Consider the following 12961-nt stretch of genomic DNA (forward strand, 5'->3'; position numbering starts at 1 on the left):
TACCACCCCCCCCCCCCCGCCCCCCCCCCCCCCCCCCCCCCCCCCCCCGACGGGTTTTTCGGGTGCTAAAGCCATTCCGATCTCCATGATCGCGATACTGTTCCTCGAAACGATCCCGGCGTAACGTCGGTCGATCTGTGTGTCGTGTGTGGGCACTCCACGCACCGAAGAGAGGGATTTCGTGCGTCGCAAGTTGTTCGCCGCCGCCATGCTCGCCATCGTCGCCGCCACCGGGCTTTCCGCATGCGGCAGCGACGACCCGAACGTGATCAAGGTCGGCACCGAGGGCACCTACTCCCCGTTCAGCTACCAGGGCTCCGACGGCAAGCTCACCGGCTACGACATCGAGGTGGTCCAGGCTGTCGCCGACAAGCTCGGCAAGAAGGTCGAGTTCGTGCAGACGCCGTGGGACGCGATCTTCGCCGGTCTCGAGTCCAAGCGCTTCGATCTGGTCGCCAACCAGGTGACGGTCAATGATGAGCGCAAGGCCAAGTACTCGCTGTCGCAGCCGTACACCACCTCCGAGGGCGTCATCGTCACGCGCGCCGACAACAACGGCATCACCACTCTCGCCGACCTGAACGGCAAGACCTGCGCCCAGTCGGCCACCAGCAACTGGAGCAAGGTCGCCACCGGCGCAGGCGCGAAAGTCGAAGCGGTAGAAGGTTTCGTGCAAGCCATCCAGTTGCTGAAGAACGGCCGCGTCGACGCCACCGTCAACGACACCCTCGCCGTTGCCGAGTACACCAAGAAGACCGGCGACACCAGCGTGAAGGTCTCGGGCAAGACCGGTGAAACCAGCCACCAGGCTTTCGCGGCGCGTAAGGACGACGCACTGGTCGCCGAGGTGAACAAGGCGCTCGATCAACTCCGCGCCGAGGGCAAACTCGCCCAGATCTCCGAGAAATACTTCGGCACCGACGTCAGCAAGTAGCAGCGCCCTGCCATGGATGCCGCTACGCGGGAACTCATCTGGCACAACCTGTGGCCGATGTTGCAGGCCACGATCACCAAAACCATTCCGCTGACGGCCATCAGTTTCGTCATCGGTCTGGCCATTGCGCTGCTCGTGGCCCTGGCACGGATGTCACCGGTGTGGCCGGTCCAGGCAGCCGCCCGGTTCTACATTTCGATCATCCGGGGTACGCCGCTGCTGGTGCAGCTGTTCATCGTCTTCTACGCGCTGCCGCAGTTTCACATCGTGCTCGACCCGTTTCCGGCGGCGGTGATCGCCTTCAGTCTCAATGTCGGCGGTTACGCGGCGGAGGTAGTGCGTGCGGCGATTCTGAGCGTGGCCGACGGGCAGTGGGAGGCTTCGCAGGCACTTGGCATGTCGTATCCGATGATGATGCGGCTGATCATCCTGCCGCAGGCGTCGCGCATCGCGGTGCCACCGCTGTCCAATACGTTGATCTCGCTGGTGAAGGACACCTCGCTGGCCTCGACCATTCTGGTCACCGAGTTGCTGCGGACCGCGCAGATCGCGGCCGCCCCGACCTTCGATTTCTTCGCCCTCTACGGTGTCGCGGCGCTCTACTACTGGATGATCTGCCTGGTACTCGGTTTCGGGCAGACCCGTCTGGAAACGCGATTGAGCCGTCATGTCGCGCGATGACCGCTCGTTCGTATGTTCCACCAACTTGTGTGCAAATTTTTCACCAAGGTTTCACCGAGGCCACGACAAGACCACCACACCCGGCGGGACTAGGCTCTACTCGTGATGCGACGGACGAAGATTGTGTGCACTCTCGGCCCGGCCACTGCCACCGAGGACCGTATTCGAGAACTCGTCGAGAGCGGCATGGACGTGGCGCGGCTGAATTTCAGCCACGGCGAACACGCCGACCACGCCGAGAACTATAAAAAGGTGCGGGCCGCTTCCGACCACCTCGGTCGTGCGGTCGGTATTCTCGCCGACCTGCAGGGGCCGAAGATCCGGCTCGGCCGATTCATCGAGGACCGCACGGTGTGGGCGACGGGCGAAGAGGTCCGCATCACCGTCGACGACATCGTCGGCACCCACGACCGTGTCTCGACCACCTACCGGGAACTGGCCAAGGACGCCAAGGCGGGAGACCGGCTGCTGGTGGACGACGGCAAGATCGGGCTGACGGTCACCGGCGTCGAGGGCAACGATGTCGTCTGCCGGGTGACCGAGGGCGGACCGGTCAGCAACAACAAGGGTGTTTCGCTGCCGGGCATGGATGTCTCCGTGCCCGCGCTGTCGGAAAAGGACATCGAGGACCTCGAGTTCGCACTGAAGCTCGGCGTGGACTTCATCGCGCTGTCGTTCGTGCGTTCGCCCTCGGATGTGGAACTCGTGCACGACGTGATGGACCGGGTCGGTCGCCGCGTACCGGTGATCGGCAAGCTGGAGAAGCCGGAGGCCATCGACAACCTCGAGGCCATCGTGCTGGCCTTCGACGCGGTCATGGTCGCTCGCGGTGACCTCGGCGTCGAGCTGCCGCTCGAGCAGGTGCCGATCGTGCAGAAGCGTGCCATCCAGATGGCACGGGAGAACGCGAAGCCCGTCATCGTGGCGACCCAGATGCTGGAGTCGATGATCGAGAACTCGCGCCCGACCCGGGCCGAGGCCTCCGACGTCGCGAACGCGGTGCTCGACGGCGCCGACGCGGTGATGCTGTCGGGTGAGACTTCGGTCGGCGCGTACCCGATCGAGACGGTGCGCACCATGGCGCGCATCGTGCACGCGGTGGAGACCGAATCGACCCGGGTGCCGCCGCTGACCCACGTGCCGCGCACCAAGCGCGGTGTCATCTCCTATGCGGCTCGCGACATCGGCGAGCGGCTCAACGCCAAGGCGCTGGTGGCGTTCACCCAGTCCGGTGACACGGTGCGCAGGCTCGCCAGGCTGCACACCCCGCTGCCGTTGCTGGCGTTCACTCCGCTGCCGGAGGTGCGCAGCCAGCTGTCGTTGACCTGGGGCACCGAGACCTTCATCGTGCCTACGGTGGACAGCACCGACGCGATGATCCACCAGGTCGATGTAGCACTGCTGTCGATGGAGCGATATCAGAAAGGTGACCTGGTGGTAATCGTTGCGGGCTCCCCGCCCGGTACCGTCGGGTCGACAAACCTGATCCACGTGCACCGTATAGGTGAGGAGGACCATTAGAGTGACTGCTTCCCTGAGTGGTGCTGTCGGCGTCGGTTCGACGTCGACGGAGGGTTCCGATCTGCGGGTGTTGCTCGACCTGCTCGATCTGGAGCAGGTCGACGAGGATGTCTTCGTCGGCCAGCATCCGGAGAAGGTATGGAGCCGCACGTTCGGCGGCCAGCTCGTATCGCAGGCGATCATGGCGGCGGGCCGGACGGTCGGCGACCGTCCGGTGCACGCGGTGAACGCGCACTTCGTGCGCGGTGGCGATGTGAAGAAGCCGATCGAATACCGCGTCGACCGCCACCGCGACGGGCGCTCATTCGCCAACCGCACGGTGACCGCGAGTCAGGACGGCCAGGAGCTGTTCGTCATGCTCGCCGCGTTCCAGGATTGGGGCAAGGGTCTCGAGCACTCCGCCACCCAGCCGGTCGTTCCGGATCCGGAAACGCTGCCGCGGGTGGAGGAGAGCTTCGAAGGCTTGGAAGACAAGCTGGAAATGTTCATCAAGGCCCCGCACCCGATCGATATGCGCTACACCAACGACCCGGCCTGGATCATGAAGGGCACCGGCGAGCGGCTCAATCACAACCGGGTGTGGATGCGCACCGACGGCAGGCTGCCCGACGATCCGCTGATTCATGTTGCGACGCTTGGTTATTCGTCGGACACCACGGTGCTCGACTCGATCATCACCACACACGGCCTTTCCTGGGGTCTCGACCGGATCATCGCCGCGACGGTCAATCATTCGATCTGGTTCCACCGCCCGTTCCGCTTCGACGAGTGGGCGCTGTACGCCACCGAATCCCCGGTCGCCGCGGGTTCCCGTGGGTTGGCGACGGGCAAGTTCTTCTCGCGCACCGGCGAATTGCTCGCCACGGTGGTGCAGGAAGGCTTGATCCGCCACTTCCCGTCGCGGGGCTGAGCTAGAGCGGCTCGCGCTCGGTCTCGAAGTCGAAGCTGTCGCGGCGCTGTACCCGGATGGTTCGCGGGACGGCCAATCGGGTGGGGCCGCAAGAGGTTTCCAGCATCAGCCTGCGCTCCAGGGCGGCCAGGCTCGATGCTGTGAGATCGCGCGCGGCCCCCACCAGGCTCAGTGCGATCTCATAAGTGCGGCGGCCATCCGGCTCCTGGCCGGGATGGTCGACCCGCCACTGGGTTTCGAGCATCAAGTGATCCGGCGCGTCGGAGTCGACCGGCAGCGTGAAGCGCCACGCGAACACGTCACGATCCTGGAGGTGGTCGTCCACCACAGCGCGCACCGAGTCGACGACGCGCTCCAGGGTTTCCGGTGTCACATAAACATGGAGCGAAACATCCGAAATTCGTTTCGGCATGTCTGATTCCTGTCGTGTGTCGAACCAGCAACGGCGGAATGTTGTTCGCGGGGGAGTTTAAACCCTCGATGCACATGATGAACACAGCCGGGGCCGAATTCGCGGGGAAGCGTCCCCGCGCCGCACCCGGTGTCACGGGATCCGGTGCGCCGCCAGGAATGCCGCGAGCGGTGCGGGCGTGGCTCCCGGCGCGACCACGAGACCAGGACGTTCGTCGTCGACTCGCTTGCGCTGCTCGTGCGGGGCCAGCACGAGCAGCAGCGGCACCAGCGCTTCGGCGATGCGGTCGCCGACCTCACAGAATGCGGTCTCGGACAGGCCGACCGGGTCGGCGATGTTCTCGCGGCCGACCAGTGCGAGGTCGTGGCGGGCGTGATGCAGATCGGCAATGCTGCGCGCGCCGGTCACTTTGGCGATACGGTGCGCCTCCAGCAGGGTGAAGGTGCGTGGCCCCGCGCCGAAACCCATCGTCGTGGCCTGGTCGCGGATCTGCTCGGTCATCGTGAGCACCAGATCGGCGCGGTCGATCATGCCCGGCTCGAGGCGGCGCGCGCGAAAGTTGTCGGGGTTGGCGCCGAGGCCCGAGATGGTCTGGGCCGCGAGCGGTTCCACGGGGAAGCCGACCAGCGCACGGGTTCCCGCGCTCTCCGCGGTGAGGCCGGCGATGCGGTGTTCGACAGCGAGGGCTCGGGTAAGCCGCTCGGCGATCACCGAACGGCAGACATTGCCGTTGCAGACGAACAGGACGTGCATGGGGATACGGTAGGACGGCAGATAACGATTCAGAAGCGGTCCGGCCGCGAATCACATCGCCACGAGCACATATTCATCTGTGCGTTGCGCGGCGTACACGAAGCACGCCCTCGTATTCGGAGAGACGCTCGACGGGCGTTGCCGACCGGTGGCCGGCCCGTCATCGAGGTCTGGGCGTATCCGCGTAGTTACCCGATATGAATGAATTGAATCATGGTGTCGCCGAGCGATGTCGTCACCGCTGGGAAGCCGCGGCCGTCCGCCGGAACGGCCGTCAGTCGGATTCGGTTCCGTAGTAGGCGGATTCGTCGACCACCGGCGCCACCTTGGCGGCCTCGTCGTGGACGCGGCCGCGGGTGGAGAACATCCGGCCGCGCGAGGCGACGACGGGCGCGAAGCGCGCGAGCCCGGTGGTGGTCTCCATATCGTCGTACATGGCGTCGATCCCGCCGCGCAGGAAATAGGCCTCGTGCCAGAATCCGGTGCCGCCGGAGTCGCGCAGGAACTTCTGCCACCAATCGCGGTGCGGCGCCGAGCGCGTCCACCGCTCCAGGCTGTCCAGATCGCGCCAGTACTGCCGCGCCCCCCAGTGTGGCGGAAACAGCGCCCAGACCACGTCCTCGTGCAGCAGCAGCCCCTCGGGCTGATCCTTGTGTGACTTATAGAGTTTCGGCCCGAGCCCGAGCAGGCGCAGGAACCCGCGCGGTCGGCGCACCCGCATCCCGAGGTAGACGACCACCAGGTCCGGATACTCGGACAGATCGACTGTAGTTCTGTTCACTCGCATGCTGGGGACCTCCGAAACCGAGGTGTGTGCTGCTCACCCTACGCGGGAAGTACGCGCTGAGTAGGAATCCGGGTCGACCGTGCGAGCCGGGGCGTCGGCAAGACAAACGGCCCGCGCTCGCGATGAGCACGGGCCGCCTGCTTCATTGGTGCCGATTGTGGGACTCGAACCCACACGTCCTTTCGGACAACGGTTTTTGAGACCGTCGCGTCTGCCAGTTCCGCCAAATCGGCGCATCGGTTGGAAAGCATAGCGGGTGGGTGGCGTCGAAAGCGAATGGGTTCCCCTCTGCGGCCCGGACGGGCGGTTTGCGCAGGGTATATGGGTTCTATGCCGAAGTGAAAGGTACTCTTTACATCACTCGACAGCGCAACGGTGGGCCGATGGACCGGCACATGGGCCACGGCCACCCTTCGGCGTGTCGGGACAGGCATCGGAACCAGAGGGGTCTACCTATGAGCAGTACAGCAGGGGGCGCCGGCACGAAGCGGGACGCCGGGGCGAAGCGGGTCGTCGTCGCGGAGGACGAGGCGCTGATCCGTATGGATCTGGTGGAGATGCTGACCGAAGAGGGCTACCAGGTTGTCGGCGAAGCGGGTGACGGTCAGCAGGCCGTCGATCTCGCGGTGGAGCATCGGCCGGATCTGGTCATCATGGATGTGAAGATGCCACGCCGCGACGGCATCGACGCCGCGGCCGAAATCGCGTCGAAACGCGTTGCGCCGGTGGTGATTCTGACGGCGTTCAGTCAGCGCGATCTGGTCGAGCGGGCGCGCGACGCGGGCGCGATGGCGTATCTGGTGAAACCGTTCACGAAATCCGATCTGGTCCCCGCCATCGAATTGGCGGCGAGTCGCTTCCACGAGATCACCGCGCTGGAGAGCGAGGTCGCCAATCTCTCCGATCGGCTGGAGACCCGCAAACTGGTGGAGCGGGCCAAGGGCGTCCTCATGCAGACGCAGGGGTTGTCGGAGCCGCAGGCATTCAAGTGGATTCAGCGCACCGCGATGGACCGCCGGACTACCATGAAAGCGGTAGCCGAGGTGGTGCTGGAGAACCTGGCCCCGAAGTGACCCGATGAGGGCCTTGGCCGGTCGCGGCCGGAAAATTTACTTCGTTGAAACGCATTCACGAAGAAGAATTCGAAACAATGTCGTTCGCATGACGCGAATGTGATGCGGAACTAACGTGGCAACGCTATGTTCTGACCGGGCCGACGTGGTCGGCCTCCTCGGCGAGCCGAGGGAGTACAGGACGTAGAGGTGAGGGACGTGCTTAGTTCGATATGGCGCAGTCGTTCGACACGAGGAGTATTGGTAGCCGGTGCCGCGGCTGCACTCGTGCTGACGGGCTGCAGTGACAAATCGACCAACGAATCGGGTTCATCCGGCACGAATGGTGCGGGAAGCCTGTCCATCCAGCCGGTGGCACAGGTGGACATCGACGGCAAGCAGGTCCCGAAGACCGATCCGGCCAAGGCCACCGATCCGGCGGGCGACGGCAAGGCGACGTGTCCGGCCGGAACCACGATTGCTTTCGCAGGCGCATTGACCGGTCCCAACGCGGCTCTCGGCATCAACATCGTGCAGGGCGTGAAGCTGGCGCTCGATCAGCACAACAAGGCGAACGCGGGCTGCAAGATCGAGCTCAAGCAGTTCGACACCGAGGGCGACCCGCAGAAGGCCACCCAGGTCATCCCGCAGATCGTCAACGACAAGTCGATCATCGGCCTGGTCGGTCCCGCGTTCTCCGGTGAGACCAAGGCGACCGGCAAGATCCTCAGTGATGCGGGCCTGGTCTCGGTCACCTCCTCGGCCACCAACGCCACGCTCACGCAGAACGGCTGGAATACGTTCTTCCGCGGCTTGGCCAACGACGACGTTCAGGGTCCGTCGGTCGCCAAGTACCTCGTCGGCACCGCAGGCTACAAGAAGGTCTGCGTCGTCCAGGACAACAGCGACTACGGCACCGGCCTGGCCAAGAGCATCACCGAGGGCCTCGGCGCCGCGGCTGATCCGAGCTGCGCGGCCAGCATCAAGACCGGTGACAAGGACTTCTCCGCGACTGTCACCAAGATCGCGAGCGCGAACGCGGACGCGGTCTTCTACTCGGGGTACTACGCCGAGGGCGCACCGCTGGCGCAGCAGCTGAAGTCCGGTGGAGTCAAGGCCGTCTTCATCGGCCCGGACGGCGTCAACGATCCGCAGTTCCTTTCGCAGGCGGGTAGCTCGGCCAACGGCGCGACGCTGACCTGCCCGTGTGGTCCGGCCCCGGAGAAGTTCGCGAAGGACTACGAGGCGCTCAACGGACAGGCGCCCGGCGTCTACTCGGTCGAGGCCTACGACCTGGCCACGATCCTGAGCAAGGGCATCGATAGCGGCAAGGTGACCCGTCCCGAACTGCTCGAGTACGTGCGGTCCTACGACGGTCCCGGTCTGGCACGTCAGTACAAGTGGAACCCCAACGGGGAACTGACCAATGCACTGATCTGGATCTACACAGTCAAGTAACCCGCACCACGAAACGCGCAGCACGTATGGGGGTTCGCGCGAATCCCTATACGTGCTGCTGTTTCGTGAGGGCGAATGAATGAGGGCGAATTACGAATGACTTCAACAGTATTGGCCGGTGCTGTACAACTAGCCGGCGGCTCGATCGACTTCAACTATCAAGGAGTGATCGACGATTTCTGGCGACTGACCGTCGACGGATTGTCCTACGGTGCGATATACGCACTCGTCGCTGTCGGCTACACCCTGGTCTACGGCGTACTGCGGCTGATCAATTTCGCCCATTCCGAAATCTTCATGCTCGGCCTGTTCGGCCAGTATGTCGGGCTTATGCTGCTCGGGTTTTCACCGAGCGGTGATGTCTACTCCCAAGGCATCGTTCTCACCATCACCTATCTCGCACTGGCGATGATCTTCGGTATGGCCGTATCCGGCGCCGCGGCAGTCGGATTGGAGCGGGTGGCCTATCGACCGCTGCGCAAGCGGGGAGCCAAACCGCTGATCTTTCTGATCACCGCCATCGGCGCCTCCTTCGTGATCCAGGAGGTCATGCACTTCGTGGTGCCGAAGGTGTGGCCGAAGCTGGGCGGTACCAACGCACAGAAGCCGATCATGCTGGTCGAGCCGACCAAGCAGTTCAGCTTCGGCGGCGCGGATGTCACCAATGTGACGATCGTGATCATCGTCGCCGCCGTCATCCTCGCCATCGCCACCGAGGTGCTGATCAACCGGACGAAGTTCGGGCGCGGCATCCGGGCGGTGGCACAGGATCCCGACACCGCGACGCTCATGGGTGTCTCGCGGGAGCGAATCATCATGTTGACCTTCCTCATCGGCGGCGTGCTCGCCGGTGCGGCCGCGCTGCTGTACGCGCTCAAGATTCCGAACGGGATCATCTACTCGGGCGGTTTCATCCTGGGCATCAAGGCGTTCAGCGCCGCGGTGCTCGGCGGCATCGGCAATCTGCGGGGCGCGCTGTTGGGCGGGTTGCTGCTCGGGCTGGCGGAGAACTACGGCCAGATCCTCTTCGGTACCGAATGGCGTGACGTGGTCGCGTTCGTTGTCCTGGTTCTGGTGCTCATGATTCGCCCGACCGGCATTCTCGGTGAGAGCCTCGGAAAGGCGCGCGCATGACCGACACGGTAAAGAGCCCGCCGCCACCGATGAGCGGGCAGGAAATTACCCCGAAGCACGGCGTCGGTGACGCACTGCGGACCTGGTGGGCCGGGCTGTCGCGGCCCGCCCAGTGGGGCGTCGGCGTGCCCGCCATCATTCTGCTGGCGCTGCTGCCGCTCTACCCCCCGCCGTTCCTGGACACCCCAGGTACCAGCTTCGGCGGCGTCATGGCCCAGTTCGCGATGTACGCACTGCTCGCCATCGGCCTGAATGTCGTTGTCGGACAGGCAGGTCTGCTCGATCTCGGGTACGTCGGCTTCTACGCCGTCGGCGCGTACACGGTGGGTCTGCTGACGAGTCCCAACAGCCCGTGGAACCAGACCGACGGCGGCTGGCTGAGTGAGGACTGGGCCTGGCTGGCCTGTCTGCCGCTGGCGGCTGCGGTCACCGCGGTGTCCGGTCTGATTCTCGGTTCACCGACGCTGCGGTTGCGCGGCGACTATCTGGCGATCGTGACGCTCGGCTTCGGCGAGATCGTCCGGTTGCTCGCCGACAATCTCGGCGACCTCACCAACGGCAGCCTCGGCCTGTCCGGCATCGCCTATCCCCGCGTCGGTGAGTCTGCGGAGCGGCCCAACGGTGTGTTCTCCGCGGGCAATGTCGGCGACTCCGAAGCCTCGAATATCTTCGCAAGGGCCAACTCCGGCATCTGGTGGTTCTGGGTCGGCATGGTTCTGGTGATCGTCGTGCTACTGATCGTCGGCAATCTGGAGCGCAGCCGGGTCGGCAGGGCCTGGGTCGCGATCCGCGAGGACGAGGACGCGGCGGAGATCATGGGGGTGCCCACCTTCAAGTTCAAGCTGTGGGCATTCATGATCGGCGCTGCGGTCGGCGGGCTGTCCGGTGCGCTGTACGCGGGCCAGGTGCAGTTCGTGAATCCGAGCGGGTTCAACATCATCAACTCGATGCTGTTCCTCTGCGCGGTCGTCATCGGCGGTCAGGGCAACAAGCTCGGCGTGATCGTCGGCGCGTTCATCATCGTGTACCTCCCGAACCGGCTGCTGTCGGTGCAGCTGGTCGGGCAGACCGTCGTCGGTTACGTCCTGCTCGTACTGGCCATCGTTGGCATTATCGCGTTGATCGTCGGGTGGAAGCGCTGGGCACGGGATCTGGAGCGGCGGGTGCGTCTCGGCTATCTCGGCGGCGCGATCGTCGTGGTGATCGGGATGTTGATCATCCTCGGGAACGTGCTGAAGTTCCACGAGCAGGGCGCGCAGTCGCTCGGCGACTTCAAGTACCTGTTCTTCGGGATCACGCTCATCGTGTTGATGATTTTCAAGCCGCAGGGGTTGTTCCCGGTGCGACAGAAGTTGCTGGCCTACGGGCGGCAGGTATACCGGGCCGTACGCAAACCGTTCGGTAACGAAGTGATCGGGGAACAGGCATGACCGGGCCGGGCGCGGGAGACGCGCTATTCGACAACGAGGACATGTCGGCCGGCTATGCCGCCGAACCGGAAGCGACGCCGAGCGCCGGCGTCGTCGATGTGACGGCCGTGCTGCCGGAACTCGGCGATGCGGAAGCGGTCGCGGAGGTGGTTGCGCCGAGCCGTGAGATCGAGACGCCGGTGGGTGAAGCGCTGCTGCGCACCGACGGATTGACCGTGAAGTTCGGCGGTCTCACCGCATTGGACGACGTGAGTTTCGAGATTCGCCGCGGCGAAATCCTCGGGCTGATCGGGCCCAACGGTGCGGGCAAGACCACCTGCTTCAACGCGATCACCGGTGTGTACCGGCCGTCGTCGGGCGTGGTCTATTTCGATGGCAAGCCGCTGACGAAGACCAAGCGCAATGCCATCACCCGGCTCGGTATCGCACGCACCTTCCAGAACATCCGGCTCTTCGCCGAGATGACCGCGCTGGAGAACGTGGTGGTCGGTACCGACGCCAGGCACAAAACCTCGGTGCCGGGCGCCATCTTCCGCACGACACGGCATCGCCGTGAGGAGCACGAGGCCATCGAACGCGGCATGGCGTTGCTCGAGTTCGTCGGCATCGCACCGCGTGCGGTGGAGAAGGCGCGCAATCTGTCCTACGGCGATCAGCGCAGGCTGGAGATCGCCCGCGCGCTGGCCACCGAGCCGAAATTGCTCTGCCTCGACGAGCCCGCCGCCGGATTCAACCCCAGCGAGAAGTCCGCGCTGATGGATCTGATCCGCAAGATCCGCGACGACGGGTTCACCGTCCTGCTGATCGAGCACGACATGCGGCTGGTGATGGGCGTGACCGACCGCATTGTGGTGCTGGAATTCGGGCGCAAGATCGCCGACGGTCTGCCCGCCGACATCCGCGAGAACCCCGATGTGATCAATGCCTACCTCGGTGTGCCCGACGACGGCACAGGTGCGCCGGACAAAGGCGCTCAGCCGGGGCCAGCGGACGACACACACGGGACGGACGGGTAGGGACGGCGATGGCATCACACAGGCAATCCGACAGCCCCGGCGACGCATCGGGCCCGCTGCTCGAAGTCACGGACATGGTCGTCAACTACGGCAGAATCCAGGCGCTGCACGGGATTTCGCTGCAGGTGGCGCCCGGCGAGCTGGTGACACTGCTCGGCGCGAACGGTGCGGGCAAGACCACCACGATGCGCGCCCTGTCCGGGCTGCTGCCGCTGACCCGCGGCCGCATCTTGTTCGAGGGCCACGACATCACCCATATGAAGGCACACGAGCGGGTCAAGCTGGGGTTGATCCAAGCACCGGAAGGCCGCGGTGTCTTCCCCGGCATGACGGTGCAGGAAAACCTCGACATGGGCTGCTACGCAAGGCCATTCGAGCCGAAATCGGAGTACGACACCACCCTGGAATGGGTGTTCGGTATGTTTCCTCGGCTCGAGGAACGGCGCAAACAGGTGGGCGGCACGCTGTCGGGCGGCGAGCAGCAGATGCTGGCCATCGGCCGCGCGTTGATGGCGCGGCCGCGGCTGCTGCTGCTCGACGAACCGTCGATGGGGCTGGCGCCCATGGTGATTCAGCAGATCTTCCGGATCATCTCGGAGATCAATAAGCAGGGCACCACGGTGCTGCTCGTCGAGCAGAACGCTCAGCAGGCGCTGGCCCGCAGCGACCGTGCCTACATCCTGGAGACCGGCGAGGTGACCAAGTCCGGATCCGGTCGCGACCTGCTCACCGATCCCGCGGTGAAGTCGGCCTATCTGGGCGTCGGATAGATAAAGTCGTGCTCATCGGTGGGGGGGGCGGGGGGGTATGCGGGGCAGCGGGGGGGGGGCGGGGGGGGGAGCGCGCGGCCCCCGGCCGCCGGACGCGACGGCG

Annotated in this window: 13 protein-coding genes and 1 tRNA gene; 10 read left to right on the plus strand and 4 right to left on the minus strand. The window is 65.0% G+C overall.

What is annotated here, in order from left to right; genetic code table 11:
- Positions 1 to 208 precede the first annotated feature (208 nt).
- From ACFU4Z_RS32455 to ACFU4Z_RS32470, 4 genes are all read left to right on the plus strand, one after another.
- The gene (locus ACFU4Z_RS32455; protein WP_379071022.1) at positions 209 to 934 is read left to right on the plus strand and encodes an amino acid ABC transporter substrate-binding protein; all 726 of its coding nucleotides are present in this window, start codon (positions 209 to 211) and stop codon (positions 932 to 934) included.
- A 12-nt stretch (positions 935 to 946) separates the two neighbouring features.
- The gene (locus ACFU4Z_RS32460) at positions 947 to 1615 is read left to right on the plus strand and encodes an amino acid ABC transporter permease (protein ID WP_379070887.1); all 669 of its coding nucleotides are present in this window, start codon (positions 947 to 949) and stop codon (positions 1613 to 1615) included.
- Positions 1616 to 1717: 102 nt separating this feature from the next.
- The gene (gene pyk / locus ACFU4Z_RS32465; RefSeq protein WP_379070890.1) at positions 1718 to 3136 is read left to right on the plus strand and encodes a pyruvate kinase; all 1419 of its coding nucleotides are present in this window, start codon (positions 1718 to 1720) and stop codon (positions 3134 to 3136) included.
- Position 3137: 1 nt separating this feature from the next.
- Positions 3138 to 4046: an acyl-CoA thioesterase gene (locus tag ACFU4Z_RS32470; protein WP_379070893.1), complete on the plus strand. Its 909-nt coding sequence runs from the start codon at positions 3138 to 3140 to the stop codon at positions 4044 to 4046.
- A 1-nt stretch (position 4047) separates the two neighbouring features.
- Here ACFU4Z_RS32470 and ACFU4Z_RS32475 read toward each other — a convergent pair whose 3' ends face one another.
- The 4 genes from ACFU4Z_RS32475 to ACFU4Z_RS32490 form a co-directional block, all read right to left on the minus strand.
- Positions 4048 to 4458, minus strand: a complete 411-nt coding sequence (locus ACFU4Z_RS32475; RefSeq protein WP_379070895.1) for a hypothetical protein — start codon at positions 4456 to 4458, stop codon at positions 4048 to 4050.
- A gap of 132 nt (positions 4459 to 4590) precedes the next feature.
- A complete protein-coding gene (locus tag ACFU4Z_RS32480) occupies positions 4591 to 5211 on the minus strand; it encodes a low molecular weight phosphatase family protein (protein ID WP_379070898.1) in 621 nt (206 codons plus the stop codon).
- A 274-nt stretch (positions 5212 to 5485) separates the two neighbouring features.
- Complete coding sequence (locus ACFU4Z_RS32485) at positions 5486 to 5998, minus strand: phenylacetaldoxime dehydratase family protein (RefSeq protein WP_379070901.1); 513 nt, start codon at positions 5996 to 5998, stop codon at positions 5486 to 5488.
- A gap of 146 nt (positions 5999 to 6144) precedes the next feature.
- A tRNA-Leu gene (locus ACFU4Z_RS32490) sits at positions 6145 to 6231 on the minus strand.
- A gap of 222 nt (positions 6232 to 6453) precedes the next feature.
- Here ACFU4Z_RS32490 and ACFU4Z_RS32495 point away from each other — a divergent pair.
- The 6 genes from ACFU4Z_RS32495 (at position 6454) to ACFU4Z_RS32520 (ending at position 12858) form a co-directional block, all read left to right on the plus strand.
- Complete coding sequence (locus tag ACFU4Z_RS32495) at positions 6454 to 7071, plus strand: ANTAR domain-containing response regulator (RefSeq protein ID WP_378678818.1); 618 nt, start codon at positions 6454 to 6456, stop codon at positions 7069 to 7071.
- A 240-nt stretch (positions 7072 to 7311) separates the two neighbouring features.
- On the plus strand, positions 7312 to 8508 hold the full coding sequence (locus tag ACFU4Z_RS32500) for a branched-chain amino acid ABC transporter substrate-binding protein (RefSeq protein WP_379070905.1): 1197 nt from the start codon (positions 7312 to 7314) through the stop codon (positions 8506 to 8508).
- Positions 8509 to 8604: 96 nt separating this feature from the next.
- Positions 8605 to 9642 (plus strand): branched-chain amino acid ABC transporter permease, encoded by a 1038-nt coding sequence (locus ACFU4Z_RS32505; protein ID WP_366527537.1) that lies wholly within the window; start codon positions 8605 to 8607, stop codon positions 9640 to 9642.
- Positions 9639 to 11072 (plus strand): branched-chain amino acid ABC transporter permease, encoded by a 1434-nt coding sequence (locus ACFU4Z_RS32510; protein ID WP_379070909.1) that lies wholly within the window; start codon positions 9639 to 9641, stop codon positions 11070 to 11072. Before ACFU4Z_RS32505 ends, ACFU4Z_RS32510 begins: the two co-directional genes overlap by 4 nt.
- Positions 11069 to 12088: an ABC transporter ATP-binding protein gene (locus ACFU4Z_RS32515; RefSeq protein WP_379070912.1), complete on the plus strand. Its 1020-nt coding sequence runs from the start codon at positions 11069 to 11071 to the stop codon at positions 12086 to 12088. Before ACFU4Z_RS32510 ends, ACFU4Z_RS32515 begins: the two co-directional genes overlap by 4 nt.
- Before the next feature lie 8 nt (positions 12089 to 12096).
- Positions 12097 to 12858, plus strand: coding sequence for an ABC transporter ATP-binding protein (locus ACFU4Z_RS32520; RefSeq protein WP_379070915.1), 762 nt, complete (start codon positions 12097 to 12099; stop codon positions 12856 to 12858).
- The last annotated feature ends 103 nt before the right edge of the window (positions 12859 to 12961 follow it).

Source organism: Nocardia sp. NPDC057440 (genome assembly GCF_042802915.1).
Classification (GTDB): Bacteria; Actinomycetota; Actinomycetes; order Mycobacteriales; family Mycobacteriaceae; genus Nocardia.

Coding starts and splice junctions, on each gene's coding strand:
- ACFU4Z_RS32475 (WP_379070895.1), bottom strand. CDS start 4,458: ATGCCGAAACGAATTTCGGATGTTTCGCTCCATGTTTATGTGACACCG.
- ACFU4Z_RS32510 (WP_379070909.1), top strand. CDS start 9,639: ATGACCGACACGGTAAAGAGCCCGCCGCCACCGATGAGCGGGCAGGAA.
- ACFU4Z_RS32460 (WP_379070887.1), top strand. CDS start 947: ATGGATGCCGCTACGCGGGAACTCATCTGGCACAACCTGTGGCCGATG.
- ACFU4Z_RS32520 (WP_379070915.1), top strand. CDS start 12,097: ATGGCATCACACAGGCAATCCGACAGCCCCGGCGACGCATCGGGCCCG.
- ACFU4Z_RS32495 (WP_378678818.1), top strand. CDS start 6,454: ATGAGCAGTACAGCAGGGGGCGCCGGCACGAAGCGGGACGCCGGGGCG.
- ACFU4Z_RS32480 (WP_379070898.1), bottom strand. CDS start 5,211: ATGCACGTCCTGTTCGTCTGCAACGGCAATGTCTGCCGTTCGGTGATC.
- ACFU4Z_RS32485 (WP_379070901.1), bottom strand. CDS start 5,998: ATGCGAGTGAACAGAACTACAGTCGATCTGTCCGAGTATCCGGACCTG.
- ACFU4Z_RS32505 (WP_366527537.1), top strand. CDS start 8,605: ATGACTTCAACAGTATTGGCCGGTGCTGTACAACTAGCCGGCGGCTCG.
- ACFU4Z_RS32515 (WP_379070912.1), top strand. CDS start 11,069: ATGACCGGGCCGGGCGCGGGAGACGCGCTATTCGACAACGAGGACATG.
- ACFU4Z_RS32455 (WP_379071022.1), top strand. CDS start 209: ATGCTCGCCATCGTCGCCGCCACCGGGCTTTCCGCATGCGGCAGCGAC.